This is a genomic window from Lentzea sp. NPDC036949, assembly GCF_055608075.1.
In genome coordinates this window covers 175047-194296 of sequence record NZ_JBVJRA010000011.1, presented here as the reverse complement: position 1 = coordinate 194296, position 19250 = coordinate 175047, and the positions used below count along the sequence as shown (strand labels likewise).

Sequence of the window (19250 nt, the reverse complement as noted above, 5' to 3'; positions counted from 1 at the left end):
CCCCCCTGGGGTATAAATGCGGTGAGCGCTCACCGCGCCCCCGGCAGCACGGCCGGCCGCGCGGTGGCCGGAGAAGGAGCGGGACGTGCACGGCTACACCGAGAACAAGGCTTCCCACCTGCGCCGCCTCAAGAGGATCGAGGGGCAGGTCCGCGGCCTTGCGCGGATGATCGAGAACGACGAGTACTGCATCGACGTGCTCACCCAGATCTCCGCGGCCACTCGGGCGTTGCAGGCGGTCTCACTGGGGCTGCTCGACGAGCACCTCAAGCACTGCGTGAGCCAGGCCATCGCCGAGGGCGGGACGACGGCCGACGCGAAGATCGCGGAGGCCGGCGACGCCATCGCACGCCTGGTTCGCTCCTGACCTGGAACGAGGAGAAACCATGAACGAGTCCGTCACCACCGCGTACACCGTCAAGGGCATGACCTGCGGCCACTGCGCCACCTCGGTCACCGAGGAGGTCAGCGCGATCGACGGCGTCGGCGCCGTGGCGGTCGACCTGCCGACCGGACAGGTCACGGTCACCAGCAGCGCGCCGCTCGCCCTCGACGACGTGCGCGCGGCCGTCACCGAGGCCGGCTACGAGCTGGTGGCCTGATGAGGACCGGGTACGGGGTCGCCGCGTACGGGCTGGCGCTGGCCGCCGTGTTCGGCGGCACCTGGGCAGCGGGCGCGGCGACCGGCACCACACCGCCACCGCCGGAACCGGCGACGGCGCACACCGGCGACGGCACGGACGCCGCCGGTCACGGCAACACCCACGGCAACACTCAGGGCAACACCCACGGCGACACGGGTGAGAAGGCACCCGGCGCCGTCCCGCCCGGACTGTCCGTCTCGGACAGCGGGTACACCCTGGTGACGGGTGACCGGAGCTTCCGGATCACCGGGCCGGACGGCAAGCCGGTCACGCGGTTCGCGGTCGAGCACGAGAAGCGGCTGCACCTGGTCGCGGTGCACCGCGACGGGTCCGGGTTCCGGCACGTGCACCCGGAGATGGCGGCGGACGGCACGTGGTCGTGGCCGCTGCAGCTCACCGAGCCGGGCAGCTACCGCGTGTTCGCCGACTTCCGGCCGGAGGGCGGGCCGAAGCTGACGCTGGGCACGGACGTGCAGGTCGCGGGCGACTACCAGCCCAAGCGGTACGACCACGACAGCAGGACGTTCACGGTCGACGGGTACGAGGTAACCCTGGACGGGACGCTCACCGCGGGTGCGGCGTCCGCGGTGGCCGTCACGGTCGTGAAGGACGGGCGGCCGGTCACCGACCTGCAGCCCTACCTCGGGGCCAGGGGCCACCTGGTCGCGCTGCGGGCCGCGGACCTCGCGTACCTGCACGTGCACCCGGAGGACGGGGAGCGGCTGAGGTTCGCGGTGGAGGTGCCGACGGCCGGGACGTACCGGCTGTTCCTGGACTTCCGGCACGACGGCGTGGTCCGCACCGCCGAGTTCACGATCACGACGGGAGAGGGGGACGGCCATGACCACGGCAACTGAGGCGAACCGGATCGAGCTCTCGATCGGTGGCATGACCTGCGCCTCCTGCGCCGCGCGGATCGAGCGCAAGCTCAACAGGCTCGACGGCGTGCAGGCCTCGGTCAACTACGCGACCGAGAAGGCGCGGGTCAGCTACCCGGACGGGTGCACGCCCGCCGACCTGGTGAAGGTCGTCGAGGCCACCGGGTACACCGCGGAGCTGCCCGCTGCTCCCGCGGACGCGGAGCCGGGCGAGGCGGTGGACCAGCTGGCGCCGCTGCGGCAGCGGCTGGTCACCTCGACCGTGCTGACCGTGCCGGTGGTCGTGCTCGCGATGGTCCCCGCGCTGCAGTTCACCTACTGGCAGTGGCTGTCGCTCGCGCTGGCCGGTCCGGTCGCGGTGTACGCGGCCTGGCCGTTCCACAAGGCGGCGTGGACGAACCTGCGGCACGGCGCGGCGACGATGGACACGTTGATCTCGATCGGCGTGGTCGCGGCGTTCCTGTGGTCGCTGTACGCGTTGTTCCTCGGCACCGCCGGTGTTCCCGGCATGACGCACCCGTTCACGTTCACCGTCGAACGCACCTCGGGTGCGGGCAACATCTACCTCGAGGTGGCGGCGGGCGTCACGACGTTCATCCTGGCCGGCCGCTACTTCGAGGCCCGCTCGAAGCGGCGGGCGGGTGCGGCGCTGAAGGCACTGCTGGAGCTCGGCGCGAAGGACGTCGCGGTGCTGCGCGACGGCCGCGAGGTCCGCGTCCCCACCGACGAGCTGCGGGCCGGTGACCGGTTCGTGGTGCGGCCCGGCGAGAAGATCGCCACCGACGGCGTCGTCGAGGAGGGAAGTTCCGCGGTCGACGCGAGCATGCTCACCGGTGAGTCCGTGCCGGTCGAGGTGCGCCCCGGTGACGCGGTGGTCGGTGCCACGGTCAACGCGGGCGGGCGACTGGTCGTGCGGGCCACCCGCATCGGCGCGGACACGCAGCTCGCGCAGATGGCGAGGCTGGTCGAGGACGCGCAGAACGGCAAGGCCGAGGTGCAGCGGCTCGCGGACCGGATCTCGGCGGTGTTCGTGCCGATCGTGATCGCGCTGGCCGTGGGCACGCTGGGCTTCTGGCTCGGCACGGGCGGCGGCACCGGTGCGGCGTTCACCGCGGCGGTGGCGGTGCTGATCATCGCCTGCCCGTGCGCGCTGGGCCTGGCCACGCCGACCGCGCTGCTCGTCGGCACCGGTCGCGGCGCCCAGCTCGGCATCCTGATCAAGGGACCGGAGGTGCTGGAGTCGACCCGGCGGGTGGACACGGTGGTGCTGGACAAGACCGGCACCGTCACGACCGGCCGGATGAGCCTGGTGGGCGTGCACGTCGCGGACGGCGAGACCGAGGAGCAGGTGCTGCGGCTGGCCGGAGCGCTGGAGCACGCCTCGGAGCACCCGATCGCGAAGGCCGTCGCCGTCGCCGCCGGTGACGTGCCCGCCGTCGAGGACTTCCGCAACCTGGAGGGCCTCGGGGTCCAAGGCGTCGTGGACGGGCACGCGGTGCTGGTCGGGCGGTCGCGTCTGCTCGGCGACTGGAGCGTGCGGGTGCCGTCGTCGCTGGCCGACGCCCGGCGCGAGGCCGAGCAGCAGGGCCGCACGGCGGTGCTGGTGGCGTGGGACGGCGAGGCGCGCGGCGTGCTGGTGGTCGCGGACACCGTGAAGCCCACCTCCGCCGCGGCGATCAGGGGCCTGCGCGCGCTCGGCCTGCGGCCGGTGCTGCTGACCGGCGACAACGAGGCCGCGGCCCGTGCCGTGGCGGCCGAGGTGGGCATCGACGAGGTCGTCGCCGAGGTGCTGCCCGCCGACAAGGTCGACGTCGTGAAGAGGTTGCAGGACGAGGGCCGCGTCGTGGCGATGGTCGGCGACGGCGTGAACGACGCCGCCGCACTCGCCCAGGCCGACCTGGGGCTTGCGATGGGCACCGGCACGGACGCGGCGATCGAGGCCGCCGACCTCACGCTGGTCCGCGGCGACCTGACCGCCGCCGTGGACGCGATCCGGTTGTCGCGGCGCACGCTCAGCACGATCAAGGGCAACCTGTTCTGGGCGTTCGCCTACAACGTCGCGGCACTGCCGCTGGCGGCGTTGGGCCTGCTCAACCCCATGATCGCGGGCGGGGCGATGGCGTTCTCGTCGGTGTTCGTGGTGAGCAACAGCCTGCGGTTGCGCCGGTTCGCGTAGCCTGGGAACCGCCGAACGAGTGGAAGGGGCGGGTGTGCGGAAGCCGGCTTGGGCAGCGTTGGTGCTGGTAGCGCTCACGGCCTGCTCGACTCCCCCACCCGCCCCCTCCCCCGCCTCCAGCGCGCCACCACCGTCGTCCGCGTCGGCCTCGGCCTCGGCTGCGGAGAAGGTCCACGTGTCGATCGGCGACTCGTACGCGACCGGCTTCGGCCCCGGCGGCACCACCGGCGAGAGCTTCGCCTCCCTGGTCGCCCGGCAGTCCGGCCTGCGGCTGGTCAACCTCGCCTGCAACGGCGCGACCTCGGCCGACCTCGCCACCAAGCCGGCCTGCGGCCAGGACGCGGGCGGCCGCACCCAGCTCGACGCGGCCGTGGAGACGTTGCGTGGCAAGGAGGTCGACCTGGTGACGGTGGTGATCGGCGGCAACGACCTGACCCCGTGCGCCCTCGACCAGAAACCCCTGGAGTGCGCGAACCGCACCCTCACCGACGTCCGCGCGAACGTCGCCGCCGCGTTGACCAAGCTCCGCGCCGCGGCCCCGGACACGAAGATCGTGGGCCTGACCTACCCGGACGTGTTCCTCGGCGCGTGGGTGAACCCGTCGTTCCCCGACGGCAAGAACCTCGCCCGCCTGTCGGTGTCGATTTTCGAGCAGTTCAACGGGGTGCTGGCGGCCGAGTACGGCAAGTTCGGGGCGAAGTTCGCGGACGTCACGAAGGCGACCGGGGCCTACCAGCCGCTGACGCAGACGACGCAGGACCCGAAGTACGGGACGGTTCCGGCGTCCGTGGCGCAGGTGTGCTCGCTGACGTACTTCTGCGACCGGACGGACGTGCACCCGACTCCGGCTGGGCACAAGGCCATCGCGGAGGCGGTCAGCGCGGCCCGCTGAGCTCTCCGGCAGGCACGACGACGGCGGCGGCACAGGCCCGAACGCTCACCACAGCGACTCCGGGAGCACCGCGGCCAGACCGTCGACCTCCTCGTCGGTGAGCGGACAGAGGTGGGCCAGGGCGTTGCGCACGTTCCGGGCTTGGAACAGCAGCGAGGTGTCCGGTTGGGACAGCCGCACCCGGCCCGTGCCGACCGCCCACGCCATGGAGCCCAGCTCCAGCGTGCCGTCCCCGGTACGGCGGCGCTCGGCGAAGTCCTGCCCGCGCTCGATCTCCTCGACGACTGCTTTCGACGCCTTGGAGCGCAACGCCTTCTCCAGTCGCGCTCGGCAGTCGTCCACGATCGGGGTGAGCACACGGCTCTGTCCACGCCAGACCAGTGTCTCGAGGCTGCCGCGTTCGGCGGCGGCCACCTTCGCCGCCGGACTCACCCGCACCCTCCCGTCCCACCTGTCCAGAACACCTCTGCGCCAGGCGGCTCTGAGCGCGTGGGGAGGACGTACGCCGTCCGCGCGGCCGTCCACGGTCACCGGCAGGACGTCGTCGGCGGTGTCGTACGGCAACGCCTCCACCTGTTCCAGGAGGGTGCCCACTCGACCGTCCCACCAGCGGGCCAGGTGGTCGGCCAGCAGCAGGTCAGGTCCGGCGACCTCGACCAGCACCTCTGTGGCGACCTGCTCGCGCAACGCGCGTGCCCTGCCCTTGGAGCTCCGCCAGCGCGACTGCCTGCGCACGGCAGCGGCGACGGTCGCGGTGTCCAGTCGCCCGAACACGTCCCACCACCAGTGCACCCTGGTCGTGAGCGGGTCGGCACCGTTCTGGGCCGACGGGGGAACGTCGTCGGCCTTCACGACCACCAGCAGCCGCGGCCTGAGCTCCGGCGAGACGCCGTGCTCCTTCAGCACGGCGGTGAACCTGGTGACGCAGGTCCCCAGATCCGCCACGTCCCAGCCGTCCCACCCGCACAGGACGAGCACCTTGCCCGCGACCTGGTCGTGCCGCACGAGCCGGGTCAGCGGATCACCCTCGGGCGAGATCTCGAACAGCTCGCACAGCTTGTCCACCACCGTCTCCACCGGCCGGTCCACCTCCGCCGGGACCGCGAACGGCGGCTCGTCGTCGTGTTCCAGCAGTCCCAGGCTCTGCTGAGCCCACGAGGGCAGGTTCGCGACCGGGTCCCTGCGGCGAGCCTCCGGCGGCGGAACGCGGCGCCGCTGCGGCGCCTGCACCCGCACGCTGTCCACCCACCCGCTCAGCAGGTCGACGAGGTCGTCGGCCGCTCCCCTCTCGACCAGCTCGTCCGGCAGCACCCAGACGCAGGTGAACCCGTCGGCCAAGTCGTTCGACACCGCCTCGAGGTGTGCCTGCGGCCCCGGCAACGCCGCCAGCTCCCACGCCGGTCTCATGACGACGCGCACAACGTCGCGAGACAGCGGTGCACCATCCGGTCGAGGGAGACGCCGAAACTGCCCTCGTCGAGCACCTCCAGCTCCGCCAGCTCCTCCAACAGCTCCGTCGTACTGGCGAGATCGATCTCCAGTGCGGCCGCGACGTCCGCGGGCGACACGGAGTCACCGGGGTCGAAGTACTCGACCCACACTCCGATCCGCTCCCGCAGACCGGCGCTCACCCCCGCCCGTTCGAGGAACTTGGCCGCCCAGCCGGGGTCGGCGGCGTTGCGCAGCACGAGCTCCACCGCCTGCTCCCTGGTCCGGCCCCTGCGCACCACGCTGATCAGGTTCTCCACCTGTTCCGGCCAGCCGCCGGTCGCCTCGATCAGCCTCGTCCTGGCGGCCAGCACGTCGAACGGGCACTCCGGCCAACTGCGCAGGCTGCCGGCCGTCCAGCGCGTGAGCCGCACCACGTCGGCGCCGAGCTTCTCCGCCTCGTCCCGTTCCAGCACCAGAACCGCCGTGACCGGTGCCTCGGTCAGCATCTGCTGCGCGCGCTTCACCTCCCCCGGCGACTTGCCCCTGAGGTCCGCGACGACCACCGTGCGGCGCCTGCGACGGGCAACGGCCTGCAGTGTCTTGGTCACGTCGTTGCCGGACCTGCACACGTCCATGTTGAGGCTGCGGACCTCGACGTAGTTCTTGATGGCGTCGGCGACGCGGTCGATCCCGAGCGCAAGGGAGCCCACGACGACCGACACGGCGGTGGCGGGACCGGTCAGCTCCGACAGCTGCCCCTCGGTGAGCGGGCTTCTGAACTCGGTTCCCTGCTCGTCGACCGCGAGCAACCTGCGCGCGTCGCGCGGGTTGTACTGGTAGGGCAGGTCGAAGTCGGTCTCCTCCAGCTCACGGCTCAGGTCCGACTTCGTGCCGAGCATGTTGACCACGTTCGGGCTGCGCACGGCGAACCGGTCCTGCCCGGACAACCGGATGAGCAGCCCGAGTCCCACCATCTCGTCGAGGTGGATCCTGGTCTGGGTGACCGTCATGTCGTCGAAGCCCGCCGGCCAGCGCTCCCTGGCCAGCCCGAGGAGCTCGTCAGCGCCGTAGTTGCTGCTGAACGAGTCCTTCAGGCTCTCCAGGGCGACGATCAGCATCAGGACCCGGTAGCGGTCCTCCAGGTTGATCGTGATGCGCAGCCGTTCGGCGATGCGCGCCCGCACCCGGTCACTCGCGGCGACGGCCTCGACGTCACTTTCCCTGATCTGCACCGGCACGTCCTGCAGCTGCGAACCCCGGCTGTGCAGGGTGCGCACCAGCTCCTCGCAGAAGATCTGGATGAGACCCGCCTGGTAGTTGGTCGCCGCGAGCAGGCGCCACACCAGTTCCGGCTGTTCGAAGGTGTACCCCAGCGCCGCGAGCGGCTCGGTGACCAGCCGCCGCGCGTCGGCGGGAGCGAGCGGACCGACCAGGATGTCCGGTCCGCCGTGCACGAGCGGCACGTTCGACAGGTCGCTGAACCGCTGCACCTGGTGCAGACCGGCGAACACGACCTTGAACCGGCGCTCGGTGGACTCCATCAGGTCCTTGAGCCGCGAGACGTTCGAGAAGGTCGCCACACCGCTCGCCGTCGGCACGCCGCGCGAGTCCGCGGTCAGGAAGGCATCGGCCTCGTCCGCCAGCAGGAGCAGCCGCTTGCCCGGGCTGTGGGCGAGCCACGCCCGCACCTGCGTGACCACGTCGTCCGCGGAGACGTCCGCGGGCACCTTCGACGTCAGCACACCGCGTTCCTTGAGCTCGACGACGATCTCGCGCCAGATCCGTCCCGCCGGCTCCGCCTCGCCGATGCCGCGGCCCTTCAGGTCGAGGTAGATGGCGTGCTGGTCCACCACCGCGTTGAACGTGGCCTCCACCCGGCGCAGCAGGGCGGACTTGCCGAGCTGCCGGCCGCCGTAGACGAACAACCCGCCGTTCGGGTCGATCACCTCGGCCATCTCCTTGGCCCGTCCGACGAACACCTCCGGCGGCACCAGACCCGCGACGAACGGCGTGTAGGGGCTCAGCGCCGTCCAGGGCAGCGTGACGCGTTGCGTGGCCTTCCACGAGCCCGGCGCCGTCGCGGCGACCCAGCCGAACACCGCGGGGTCCACCACCAGCGCCTGCACCGCGGAGTTGACGGCCTGTGCCGCGAGCCGGCGCCGCGCGGACAGGTCCATCGGGTGCAGGTACAGGATGATGTTGGCCCGGCCTGCCTCCTCCGCACCGAGCACGTCGAGGACGGACCGGCCACGGCGTTCCTCGACCACCACGGTCACGGTGAACTCGGAGGCGGCGGACCCGAGCACCGACACGTAGGACCCGTCGCTCGGGACGCCCTGCACGCGGAACTTCCGGAAGCCGCGGCTCTGCCGCAGCTGGTACTCGCGCGGCCGGACCGAGGAGTTGAGGCCGAGGGTGCGCAGGATGTCCTTGACGACTCCGGGCAGCGCGTCGTTGCCGTGCCGTCTGCTGTCCGTCAACGAGTCCCACGCCCGCACACCGACCCGGCCGAGCTCGGCGGGCGCACCGTCGCGCACCACCAGCCTGGCCCACGGCGCCGCACCGGTCTGCGGAGCCGCGAGGCCGCGCCCCGCACCGTCCGCCAGCACCGCGGCGAACGACTTCAGGTCGTGACCGATCAGCTCGGCGTGCTCCGGCAGCGGTTTGCCCTCGCGCAGGAACGCCAGGAACTCCGCAGCGGTCACGGTGTCGTCGTCGTCGAGCAACGCGGTCACCCGCCGCTCGTCCTCGTCTGCGAGCTTCAACGCGGCGAGCTCCGCACGCAGCTCGGCGACCCACGACCGCTGCTTCGCCAGCAGGTCGGCGACCAGGTCGCGCACGTGGCGTGCGGCCTCGTCGAACCGGTCGTCGCGCACGGTGCCCAGTGCGACCAAGCGGCCGTGCACCACCGTTTCCTCGTCCTGGTCGAGGAGGTTCTGGGTGCGCACCCTGGCGAACAGCTCCTGCGCCTTCATCAGTTCGCCGCGGAACTGCCGGGTGAGCGTCTCCCTCGCTGCCGCGACCTTCTCGCGCGCTGCGGCCGCCACCTCGCTCTCTCGCCAGAAACCGGCTTCGGCCAGCTCGACCACCTTCAGCGCACTGCGGAGGTCGCCGGTGTCGCAGTAGGACTGGACCACCGCGTCCAGGTCGAGCGGCTCGGCGAGCCTGGCCAGCACGCCCGATGTGCGCGGGTCCTCCTGGTCGGGGCGGCCGTTCTGGTCGCGGGGCAGGTCCGGCAGCGGCAGGAGGACGTCGACGCTCGGCTCCGCGATGCGGGGTTCCCCACCGGGCAGCGGTGGCTCGTCGGCGCTGAAACCGGTCCACACCGCGGTCGTGGTCGACTCGAGCCAGCTGCGCAGCAACGAGACCGCAGCGCCCACCATGCCCGGCGGGACCTCCGCGGCACCGGCCGCCGCCGCTTCGCGGAGGACCTTCGCCCCGAGAGCCGCGTCGTCGGCCTCGGCGGCGGTCAGCCGGCGGTTCACCGCGTCCGCCTCCTGGACGACCGCCCTGACCTCCTCGATGGCACGTTGCAGTGTGCGCAAGGCCGTGGCGACGATCGGTACCCGAGCCTGTTTGGGGGTGCGCATCTCGGCGTCGGCGGCCTCGATCATCTGCTCGACGGCGTCCGGTGCGGCGAGCTCGGCGACCAGGTCGGACACCGCCTGCCCGTTCGGCGCTCCCCGTCCCCAGTCGACCACCACCGTGAGCGCGCTCCACAAGGGCTGTCCGGTCACCATCAGCCGCTGCAGCACCCTGGTGGCGCGCTGGTAGTTGTTCTTGCGCCTGGGCAGTTCCTCCAGCAGCACGGCTGCCCGCCTGCCCAGCTCCGCCCGTGCCTCGTGCACGTCCTCCTCGGGCTGCACCAGCCCGACCTCGAAGTCGACCCGGTACTCACGGCGCACAGCGGCGACGCAGGCTTCCACCAGCGTCTTCCACGGCGCGGGCAACGGGAGGTCGTCTTCGAGCTGAGCCAGCAGGGGGTGCCCCCAGCCCGCCACCAGGCCGGCCCGCAGCGCGGCCGTGGTCACGACGACGGCGGCCTCCGGGTCCTCGCTCAGTTCCCGTGCGCCGAGGTCGAGTGCCGCGAGCACCGCTGTGGCCTCGGCGTTGCTCGTCACCGAGTAGGCGGCGGCCGCGAAGCGCAGCGCGGACGCGCGCCGGTCGACCTCACCCGACATGGCCGTCACCCAGTACGCCTCGCCGAGGCGGCCCGCACGCGTCAACGCCACCGCGAGCGGAGGGTCGCCCTCGTCCCACCCGTGAACGAGCTCGTACGGCGACTGGGACGTCTCCTGCTCGATCGCAGGCTGGGGCAGTGGCACGAGCTCCGGCTCGCTCACGGGCTCGGCCACGATCTTCGGCTCGGTCTCGGGCAGCGCCTCGTCGACCGCCACGGCGACCGGCGTCACGGCGACCGGCGTCACGGCGACCGGGTCCGGCCGCGGTCCCGACGCGGGCTTCTCCTCCGGTGTTCTCACAGGGCCGGCGTCCGTTGTGGTCGTCAACGCCGCGTGGTCCCTGCGCAGCACCGCCAAACTGTCCAGCAGCCCGGCCTTGGCCTCCTCGGGAAGAGTGGCGAGCAGGGCTTCCAAGCCGGCGATCTGACCGCGCAGCTCCTCGGCGCGCGCCGCGACCGAGGCCTCTGCCCGCAGGCGGTCGGCTTCCTCCGCGCGCAGCTCCTCCACCCGCGCCTCGATCTCCACGAACTCCACGTGCTCCGGGAGGTCCAGCGCCAGCACCAACTGTTCCCGCTGGCTCGCGTACTCCTCGAGAGGCGCCGTCAGGACGACCGCTCCTCCCCGGTCGGCGACCTGCGCCGCAGCCCGCAGAGCAGCCGAGACCTCCGCGGCGAGGTCGCGGAGCCCGGTCAGCCGCAGCTCGTTCTCGGCGAGTCGGTAGCCGTCCCCCACGGCGCTCGCACGGTCTGTCACGTGGTGTTCCCCGCTCCCGATGAGGTCTGACAAGGTCTTCCTGGCCGCGCCGCCCACAGCGCGTTCGAGCTCGTCGCGATGACGCGTGGCGGCCGGAGTGGCCCTGGCGTTGCCGAGCAGGAGGCCGTACAGCGTCAGCCGCCCCACCAGCTGTCCGAGGGCGACGAGCATCGCGCTCAACTGCTCGTCGGTCGGATCGGCGACCTCGGCCTCGCTGAACGACAGGTGGTGGATCAGCAAGTGGGCAGCGGGGCTCAGCACGGCCTCCGCGACCAGTGCCAGCTGGTGGGTGTGCGCCTTGGCCAGCCAGGCGCGGACCGCTTTGAGCTCGCGGCGCACCGGCAGGCGTGTGGTGACCGCACCGTGGGAGAGCTTGGCTGCCGCTTGCAGCGGCCCGCTCAACACCACGACGACACCGAGGTCGGCGTCGTCGAGCGTTTTGAGCCACCTGCGCAGTTCGTTGGAGACATCGGCGACGACTGTCACGGTGTGTAGTTGTACGCCTCACTCCAACGGAACCGGACGGGCCACCGCTCAAGATCACCTGAGTGGAGCAGTGCAATTGGCTCAATTGCGCTCGAACGGCCCAATGAAGCCAGCGGCACAGTCAGTTGAATGACGCAAGAAGCACCGCCGTAACATCGCACAAGGATCACGCGATAGAGGGTCAACCACCCGCAGCAAAGTCGGAGTCAGACCGGTTTGGACACATAACTCCTGCTCAACACGGTAGGCACGATCTACTCGCGGCACCACGCGTCAAATAAGATGGTGTCCAGCTTTTGTCCTTCTACTGTCACTTTTTCGCATCGGGGAAGCGCAACTCAATCGACTGCATCCGCCGTACGAGTTGCATGTTGACGTGGAGAATTCCGATAACTCTCCACGATGACGCAAAGTGACACGCCGTTGCGCCGAAGAGGTCACAGGAAGCAGCCACCCACACCCGCGTGGAGCTGAACGGCTCACGCGAGGTTCTCAGCGCAGGCCGTGCGCGATCCGAGTCACGAACGCCACCAGCCGGTCCGGTGTGAACTTCTCCGGATCGGTCAGCACCAGCCGCCCTGACATCTCCGCCAGCGCCAGCATCGCGTGCCCCAGCAGGGCGGAGTCGAGGCCGCCGAGGCCGCCGAGCTCCTCCAGGCCGAGTGCGGCGAGCTCCTCGATCTGCGCCAGCACGCCGGAGCGCACCAGCTCGACCTGTGCGCGGAACTCGCGCGGGGTGCCCTCGGGGGGCAGCAGCACCAGGCGCCAGCGGTCCGGGCAGTCGACGACGGCCTGCACGAACACGCGGACGGCGTCGGCGAAGGCGTCGTCGGGGGCGCGGGTCGCGAAGTCGGTGGGCAGGGCGGCGAGGACCTGGTCGGTGGCGCGGGTGGCCTCGCGGTCCAGCAGGGCGGAGATCAGCTCGGCGCGGTTGGCGAACAGGTCGTAGAGCACGGGCTTCGTGACGGCCGCCGCGCGGGCCACCGACTCCATGGTCACCGTGTCAAAGCCGGCGGAGATGAGACCCAGGGCGGCGTCCAGCAGCTGCTCGCGGCGTTCTTCCGGGGGCAGGCGGGGGGCGTACTTCCTGCGCGTTGTGCTCACGGGTCCATATTGCTACGGTGGCGTAGCTTTCACAAAGCTACGCGTGCGTAGTAATCGTCGGGCCGAGGACGGAGCCGGACAACCGTTCGCGGTGGGACCGCACCGCAGCGGGTAACCCTCGACGTGCCGGCACGTGCGGCGTGCGGATCTGCGGCGACTGCCTGGTGTTGGAGGAGATGTGAAGGTTCGCTCCGGAGAGGTCGACCTGGCCGTGCAGGTGCGCGGGACGTCGGGACCGGTGGTGGTGCTGGTGCACGGCTACCCCGACACGCACGCGGTGTGGGACCGGGTCGCGGCGTTGCTGGAGGGGGACTTCCGGGTCGTCACCTACGACGTGCGCGGCGCGGGTGGGTCCACCGCGCCGTCCACTGAGGACGGTTATCGGCTCGAACACCTGGCGCGGGACCTGTTCGCGGTGGTCGACGCGGTCAGTCCGGACGAGCCGGTGCACCTGGTCGGGCACGACTGGGGGTCGATCCAGTCGTGGGAGGCGGTCACGACGCCGGGCGCGCGGATCGCGACGTTCACCTCGATCTCCGGACCGTGCCTCGACCACCTGGGCCACTGGTCGCGGAAGCGGTTGTCGCTCGCCCACGTCAAGCAGTTCCTCCGCTCCTGGTACGTCGCCGCGTTCCAGCTGCCGGTCGTCGCGCCCGCGTTCTGGCGCCTGTACCTCGCACGCCGCTGGGGTGGCGTGCTGCAGCGGCTGGAGGGCGTTGACGCGCGGCCGGCGAGGACCATCGCGTCCGACGCCGTGAACGGCATCTCGTTGTACCGGGCCAACATCCGGCAGGTGATGCGCTCGCCGCGGCAGCGCGTCGCCCCCATGCCGGTGCAGGTCGTGCAGCCGACCCGCGACCGCTACATCCGCACCGAGCCGCTCGACCTCGAACGCTGGGTGCCGTCCCTGCGCCGGCGCCGGATCGCCGCCGGTCACTGGGCGCCGCTGAGCCACCCGGAGCCGGTGGCGCGGATGATCAGGGAGTTCATCGCGGACTCCACTCCCCCGCGCGAGCTCGTCGTGATCACCGGCGGCGGCAGCGGAATCGGGCGGGCGACGGCTCTCGCCTTCGCCGCGACGGGTGCGCGGGTCGTGGTGTCCGATGTGGACTTCACGGCGGCTGAGGAGACCGCGGCGCTGGCCGACGGGCACGCCTACGAGGTGGACGTGCGGTCGGAGGAGGCGGTGCGGGCGTGGGCGCGGCAGGTCGCCGACGAGCACGGTGTGCCGGACGTGGTCGTGAACAACGCTGGCATCGGGCACTCGGGGTCGTTCCTGTCGACCTCGACCGAGCAGTGGCAACGGGTGCTGGACGTCAACCTGTGGGGCGTCGTGCACGGGTGCCGCGCGTTCGGCGAGCTGATGGTGGAACGCGGCGAGGGCGGCCACATCGTCAACCTGTCCTCGGCGGCCGCCTACCTGCCGTCGAAGATCCTCTCGGCGTACGCCACCAGCAAGGCGGCGGTGTTCATGCTGTCGGACTGCCTGCGTGCCGAGCTCGCACCGCACGCGATCGGGGTCAGCGCGATCTGCCCAGGGGTGGTGAACACGAACATCACGGCCACCACGACGTTCTCCGGGGTCAGCGCCGACGAGGAGCGGCGCAAGCAGGACCGCGCGTCACGGCTCTACGCGCGGCGCGGCTTCGGGCCGGAGCGGGTGGCGGCGGAGATCGTCACGGCGGTGCGGCGCAACCGGGCGGTGGTGCCGGTGACCGCGGAGGCGAAGGCGGCCCGGCTGGCCAGCCGGGCGGCGCCGGGGTTGTTGCGGGCGTTCGCGAAACTGGACATCGTCTAGGACAACAGGATTCCCCTGGAGCGGGAAAGGTTTCCCCGAACAGAGCAACCCGCCGATCCGGTGTAACGAGCTGTCGGCACGCGTCGAAACAGGTGCCGTAAGACCTCGACACCAAGCCGGAAAGGTGTGTCCACTATGGCTCCGAAGTGTCCACATTGCGATGTCTCCATGTGGATTTACGAGACCGTGCAGAAGGCCGACGGACCGTACGGCCGCTACGAGTGCAAGACGCAGCACTGCCCGAAGTGCAACGGCAGGTGCACGCACACGGTCGGACAGACGATCTCCTGACCACCGCGTCCCCGACCAGGAGCAGCCATGGGCATTTTCGGCCGTCGCGAGGAAGTTCAGACCGTCGACGTGGAGAACGTCCCCGTCGATCCGGGGGTGGCTGAGCGTCTGCCCGACGCGGGCGACTTCCTGCTGCGCAACCTGTCGGACCTCCCGGCGAGCTCGCTGCGCGAACTCGCCGCGGAGATCGAACGGGTCCGGCACCCCAACGGCTCCATCACGAACCGCAACCTCGACGGTGTGGGGGTGCGGGACTGGAAGAGCGGGCCGCTCACGAACCTCGTGTGGATCACCGCCGCGGACTGGATCATCACGGGCGTCTGGGCGTCGTTCGGGCTCAGCGGCCGCGACCGACGCCAGGTCGAGCGCACCGCGGAGACCATCGCCAGGGGACAGGGGGTGGCCGCCGCCGCGACCTGGGCGTTGCGGGCCAGGCCGGAGGGCAGGCTCCGCATCGAGTCGCTCGCCTCGCAGCTCGAGGACTCGCACAGCGAGTGGTACGGCAAGCTCACGAACGGCGACGTGATCAAGTCGTTCAAGAAGTGGCGCCGGCAACCGGGGTGACCGCGCCGGCCGCGTTCATCGAGACCGGCGCGGGACCGGAGGTGCTCAGGCCACCGGTTCGCCGGAGAGGGCGGCAGCCAGGCGGAGCCACGGCGTGGCCTCGTCGGACCGCCCCTGGCGCTCCAGCGTGCGGCCGAGCAGCAGGTGGGCGTAGTGGTCGACCGGGTCGCGGTCGACGAGCACCCGCAGCTGCGCCTCGGCCTTGGTCAGCTGGGCCGAGTGGTAGTAGGCGCGGGCGAGCAGGAGGCAGAGGTCCGCCTGGAACGGCACCTCGTCGACCACCTCGGCCAGCAGCGTCGCGGCCCTGGTGTACTCCTTGGCCTCGAAGAGCAGCTGGGCGCGTTCCCACTTCTCGGCCGCGGTCTCCTCGTGGCCGGTGTCGAACAGGTGCGTCGCGGTCACCCACCGGTCCGGCGACACGTGGCCGTTCGGCAGGTAGTCGGTGAAGTTGTCCTTCATGAAACCTCCTTCCGCCGCCTACAACGCCGCACGGCCGCTGCTATTCCCGGCCGTCGAGCAACGCGAGGACGACCGCCGGCGATCCCGTCACGACTTGGTGCTCGGGAACGCCATGTCCTTGAAGTAGGTGGTCGCCTCGCGTTCCCGCAGCTCCCCCAGCCGGTCGATGAACGCGGCGGCGTTCTTCTCCTGCACCAGCCGCTGCTCTGGCTCCTCGGTCACCGGGAAGTTGCCCGGCGCGGCCTTCCACTCCAGGTAGGCGGCGGTCACCGCCATCTCGGTGTTGCGCAACAGGATCCACGACTGGTCCCACCGGTAGAACGCGCGCAGCCCGGTCAGGCCCGCGACGAGCACACCGGCGAGCGAGATCAGCCAGCTCTTGCCGGGGTACTCCAGGCTGGTCAGCACGGGCAGCGCCGCGCCGACGAAGATCACCGCGACGCCGCTGAGGCGGTAGAACCGCCGGTGCCAGCGGGCGCGGACGTCGTAGAACGTCCTCAGCCACGCGCCGTACGCGTCCGCCGTCGCCACGACACCGTCGTTCAGCGACGCGATCCGAGCGGGAAACGACGGAATCCGCCTCATCTCCAGGCCCCCTCTGAGCATTGTGGCCACACGGTATCCACGACCGAGGCCGGGCCGCTCCCCGGTAACTGCGCGACACCGCTTTCTGATCCTCCACAACGCCTTCACGGTTCGCGCACAACTCGGACCTAGCGTGCGGCACGTGCTGGGGGAACTGGAGCGGTCGCGGGTGGCCGTCGTCGTGCTGGTGGTCGCTGCCGGAACGTCCGCGCTGGTGGCCTGGACGGCCGGGCTGGTGGTGGTCGCCGGCGGGTGGGTCGTCCCGGACTGGGCGGTCACCGGTGCGCTGCTGGTGGCGGCCGGACTGGTCGTGGTGGTCCGCTGGCGGGGCCGGACCCCGTGGCCGTTCCGGGTGGTCGCCGTGCTGACCACGCTCGCGACCCTGCTGTCCGGGCTGGGCGACGCCCTGGCGACCTACACCGTGCTGCCGCCGGACGGCTGCCGGGTCGTGGTGCGCGAGACGTCGTTCCTGTTCGCGGGCTCCGGTGACGTGTTCCTGACCGGGCCGCTGGGCGTCGGCACCCGCGTCGGCTCCTACCGCACCGACGACGGGTACCTGCCGGTGGCGAGTGGCGACTACTCGTTCCGCTGGGAGTCCGGCACCGGGCGGCTCGGCTTCGCCGGGCGTCCTGGCGACCCGGTCCTGAACCTGGAGATCGAGCCGTTGCGCTGCTGACGGCCGCCTCCCCGGACACGGTTCCGGGAACCGCGGCGGGCGGGTGTCAGCGGCCTGCCAGGTGCTGGGCCGCGTACGCCCGCCACGGCCGCCACTGCCCCGTCCGCTGCTCCAGCGCCTCCGCGGACGACGGCAGCCCCAGCTCCCCCGCCGCCTGCCGGACCCGCGTGTCCACCGCGAACGCGTCGGGGTCGCCCAGCGCCCGCATCGCGATCGTCTCCACGGTGGTGCCGCCCATGCCGGTGAGACCGCCCAGCACCGCGCGGGCCTGCGCCCAGTCGCCGCCGACACTCAGGTCCACCGCACCGGAGACCAGCGCGCCGGCCACCGAGTGGATCGCGGCCGCCCTGCGCGGTGACACGGGCAGGTCCGCCTCGTGCAGCCGGTCCGGGCTCGGGAACAGGTGCGTGAGCCCGCCGCCCGGGTCCACGACGGGGTCGCCGTGCGCGGCCACCAGCTTCGCCGACGACGAGCCCGCGACGGCGCGCACGGCGAACTCGGCGCCGTCCACGGTGCGCGGCACCCGCCGGCCCGGCACCTTGGCCACGAGCGGCGCGAGCACCGGGTCGCGGCCCAGCAGGTCGTCCACGGCCACCGGGTCCGCGTCGAGGTCGAGCAGGAAGCGGCACCGGCTGATCGCGATCGACAGGTCGCGCAGGTCCGTGAGCGTCAGGTGGCAGCTCACGTGGTCGGGCAGGGCCCGCAGCTCGGCGATCGCGGGGCCGTGCGGCAGCCGCAGGGTGCGGCGGTAGGCGCCGTCGCGCCACTCCTCCACACCGGGCACCGCGGTGGCGACCAGCTGCTCGAACAGCTCGTCCGGCGCCAGCGGGGCGCGGAAGGGCAGCCGCAACGTCAGCGCGCCCGCCGTTCCCACCGGGCTCTTCCTCTTGCCGGCGCGCGCCCGCAGTTCCGTGGGGGACAGGGCGAAGACCTCGCGCACGGTGTCGTTGAACGTCCGCACGCTGGAGAACCCGGCCGCCAGCGCCACCTCGACCATCGGCAGGGCGCTGGTCTCGATCAGCAGCCTGGCCGTCTGCGCCCGCTGGGCCCTGGCCAGCGCCAGCGGACCGGCACCGATCTCGGCGAGCAGCTGCCGCTCGACCTGGCGGGTGCTGTACCCGAGGCGCCGGGCCAGCCCGGGAACGCCCTCCCGGTCGACCACCCCGTCGGCGATCAGCCGCATGGCCCGCGCCACCAGGTCCGCGCGCACGTTCCACGCGGGCGAACCGGGGCTCGCGTCCGGCCGGCACCGCTTGCAGGCGCGGAACCCGGCCTGCTGGGCGGCCGCCGCGCTGGGGTAGAACCGCATGTTCTCCACCTTGGGCGGCACCACCGGGCAGCTGGGCCGGCAGTAGATCTTCGTCGTGACGACGGCGGTGAAGAACCACCCGTCGAACCGGGCGTCCTTGGACCGCACGGCACGAAGGCACCGCTCGCTGTCGTTGTGCACACCACGAGCATCACCCCGGCACCCCGGTGCGGTCTAGCAGGAATGCGACACGGTGATCCGTACGGGTGGTGATGTCGCAAAACCGCCAGACGGACCCCTCACCCGGTGGTGGAGTTGCCCGCATGACCAGTTACGCGCGCGAGGAAGCCGACCCCTACTGCGCCTGGCCCGCCGAGGCCGACCTGCTCGTCCGCGCCAGCCCGTGGAAGCGGGTCGTGGTGGTCGGCGACAGCGTGGCCGCGGGCATCCGCGAGCCGCTGGAGGGCTACCGCGACCTCGACGGCACCGGCCGGGTCGCGGACGCCTTCGGCTCCTCGGTGGAGTACCTGAACCTGGGGGTACGCGACCTGCGCATCGCCGAGATCCGCGCCACCCAGCTGGAACCGGCGCTGGAGTTCGCACCGGACCTCGCGATCGTGGCGGCGGGCGGCAACGACGTGCTCGGCCGCAAGTTCGACGAGCAGTACGTGGAGACCGAGCTGACCGCCGTCGTCGGACCGCTGGTGGCGCAGGGCGCGCAGCTGGCGATGATCGGCCTGTTCGACCTCGCCCGCTCCGGGCTCGTGCCCGCGGAGCACGCACCGGCGCTGGCCGAGCGGTTCGACCGCTTCGACGCGCTGACCAAGCGCGTCGCGCAGGCGCACGGCGGTGTGCAGTCGGAGAACCACGCGCACCCGCTGGCCGCCGACCCGAGCATCTTCTCCTCCGACCGGATCCACTGCAACGCCCGCGGCCACGCCATCGCCGCGACCACGTTGCTGGAGGCGTTGCTGGTGCTGTGGAAGCGCCAGGACGAGGAGCGCACCGCCTGACCCCGGTGACCGGAGGCCGTACCGGACAACCGGGGGCGCGGCGCTGAAGTTCGGGTCTCAGCCCGTTCTC

At 71.7% G+C, this 19250-nt stretch carries 16 protein-coding genes; 10 read left to right on the top strand and 6 right to left on the bottom strand.

The genetic code is table 11. From position 1 onward, the window contains the following. The first annotated feature begins 85 nt into the window (after window positions 1-85). The 5 genes from ACZ7CD_RS28935 (at window position 86) to ACZ7CD_RS28915 (ending at window position 4590) form a co-directional block, all read left to right on the top strand. Window positions 86-367, top strand: a complete 282-nt coding sequence (locus ACZ7CD_RS28935) for a metal-sensitive transcriptional regulator (RefSeq protein WP_360387911.1) — start codon at window positions 86-88, stop codon at window positions 365-367. 19 nt (window positions 368-386) lie between these two features. Further along, window positions 387-602, top strand: a complete 216-nt coding sequence (locus tag ACZ7CD_RS28930; protein ID WP_360387909.1) for a heavy-metal-associated domain-containing protein — start codon at window positions 387-389, stop codon at window positions 600-602. Beyond that, complete coding sequence (locus ACZ7CD_RS28925; protein WP_470380113.1) at window positions 602-1501, top strand: hypothetical protein; 900 nt, start codon at window positions 602-604, stop codon at window positions 1499-1501. Before ACZ7CD_RS28930 ends, ACZ7CD_RS28925 begins: the two co-directional genes overlap by 1 nt. Next, complete coding sequence (locus ACZ7CD_RS28920; protein ID WP_470380112.1) at window positions 1485-3698, top strand: heavy metal translocating P-type ATPase; 2214 nt, start codon at window positions 1485-1487, stop codon at window positions 3696-3698. The genes ACZ7CD_RS28925 and ACZ7CD_RS28920 overlap by 17 nt, the downstream gene beginning before the upstream one ends. Before the next feature lie 61 nt (window positions 3699-3759). After that, window positions 3760-4590 (top strand): SGNH/GDSL hydrolase family protein, encoded by an 831-nt coding sequence (locus ACZ7CD_RS28915; protein ID WP_470380111.1) that lies wholly within the window; start codon window positions 3760-3762, stop codon window positions 4588-4590. Between the two features lie 45 nt (window positions 4591-4635). Here the strand turns inward: ACZ7CD_RS28915 and ACZ7CD_RS28910 are convergent, their stop codons facing one another. The 3 genes from ACZ7CD_RS28910 to ACZ7CD_RS28900 all read right to left on the bottom strand — a co-directional run bounded on the left by ACZ7CD_RS28910 (window position 4636) and on the right by ACZ7CD_RS28900 (window position 12545). Further along, the gene (locus ACZ7CD_RS28910; RefSeq protein ID WP_470380110.1) at window positions 4636-5997 is read right to left on the bottom strand and encodes a hypothetical protein; all 1362 of its coding nucleotides are present in this window, start codon (window positions 5995-5997) and stop codon (window positions 4636-4638) included. Beyond that, the gene (locus tag ACZ7CD_RS28905) at window positions 5994-11441 is read right to left on the bottom strand and encodes a hypothetical protein (protein ID WP_470380109.1); all 5448 of its coding nucleotides are present in this window, start codon (window positions 11439-11441) and stop codon (window positions 5994-5996) included. The genes ACZ7CD_RS28910 and ACZ7CD_RS28905 overlap by 4 nt, the downstream gene beginning before the upstream one ends. A 492-nt stretch (window positions 11442-11933) precedes the next feature. After that, window positions 11934-12545, bottom strand: coding sequence for a TetR/AcrR family transcriptional regulator (locus ACZ7CD_RS28900; RefSeq protein WP_470380108.1), 612 nt, complete (start codon window positions 12543-12545; stop codon window positions 11934-11936). Window positions 12546-12723: 178 nt separating this feature from the next. Here ACZ7CD_RS28900 and ACZ7CD_RS28895 point away from each other — a divergent pair, with 178 nt between their 5' ends. From ACZ7CD_RS28895 to ACZ7CD_RS28885, 3 genes are all read left to right on the top strand, one after another. Beyond that, window positions 12724-14343, top strand: coding sequence for an SDR family oxidoreductase (locus ACZ7CD_RS28895; RefSeq protein ID WP_470380107.1), 1620 nt, complete (start codon window positions 12724-12726; stop codon window positions 14341-14343). A gap of 168 nt (window positions 14344-14511) precedes the next feature. Beyond that, window positions 14512-14634, top strand: coding sequence for a hypothetical protein (locus ACZ7CD_RS28890; protein ID WP_360387889.1), 123 nt, complete (start codon window positions 14512-14514; stop codon window positions 14632-14634). 27 nt (window positions 14635-14661) lie between these two features. Further along, window positions 14662-15198 (top strand): hypothetical protein, encoded by a 537-nt coding sequence (locus ACZ7CD_RS28885; RefSeq protein ID WP_458433140.1) that lies wholly within the window; start codon window positions 14662-14664, stop codon window positions 15196-15198. A gap of 45 nt (window positions 15199-15243) precedes the next feature. Here the strand turns inward: ACZ7CD_RS28885 and ACZ7CD_RS28880 are convergent, their stop codons facing one another. Then, window positions 15244-15657: a tetratricopeptide repeat protein gene (locus tag ACZ7CD_RS28880; protein WP_458433141.1), complete on the bottom strand. Its 414-nt coding sequence runs from the start codon at window positions 15655-15657 to the stop codon at window positions 15244-15246. Window positions 15658-15744: 87 nt separating this feature from the next. Further along, window positions 15745-16263, bottom strand: coding sequence for a DUF4231 domain-containing protein (locus ACZ7CD_RS28875; protein WP_360387881.1), 519 nt, complete (start codon window positions 16261-16263; stop codon window positions 15745-15747). Window positions 16264-16384: 121 nt separating this feature from the next. Between ACZ7CD_RS28875 and ACZ7CD_RS28870 the strand changes: the two genes are divergently transcribed. Beyond that, on the top strand, window positions 16385-16918 hold the full coding sequence (locus ACZ7CD_RS28870; protein ID WP_470380106.1) for a hypothetical protein: 534 nt from the start codon (window positions 16385-16387) through the stop codon (window positions 16916-16918). A gap of 46 nt (window positions 16919-16964) precedes the next feature. On the opposite strand, the gene ACZ7CD_RS28865 is transcribed toward ACZ7CD_RS28870, so the two are convergent. Next, entirely contained in the window at window positions 16965-18368 is a 1404-nt protein-coding gene (locus ACZ7CD_RS28865; protein ID WP_360387876.1) for a DNA-3-methyladenine glycosylase 2 family protein, read from the bottom strand. 122 nt (window positions 18369-18490) lie between these two features. Here ACZ7CD_RS28865 and ACZ7CD_RS28860 point away from each other — a divergent pair, with 122 nt between their 5' ends. Continuing rightward, on the top strand, window positions 18491-19180 hold the full coding sequence (locus tag ACZ7CD_RS28860; protein WP_470380105.1) for an SGNH/GDSL hydrolase family protein: 690 nt from the start codon (window positions 18491-18493) through the stop codon (window positions 19178-19180). The last annotated feature ends 70 nt before the right edge of the window (window positions 19181-19250 follow it).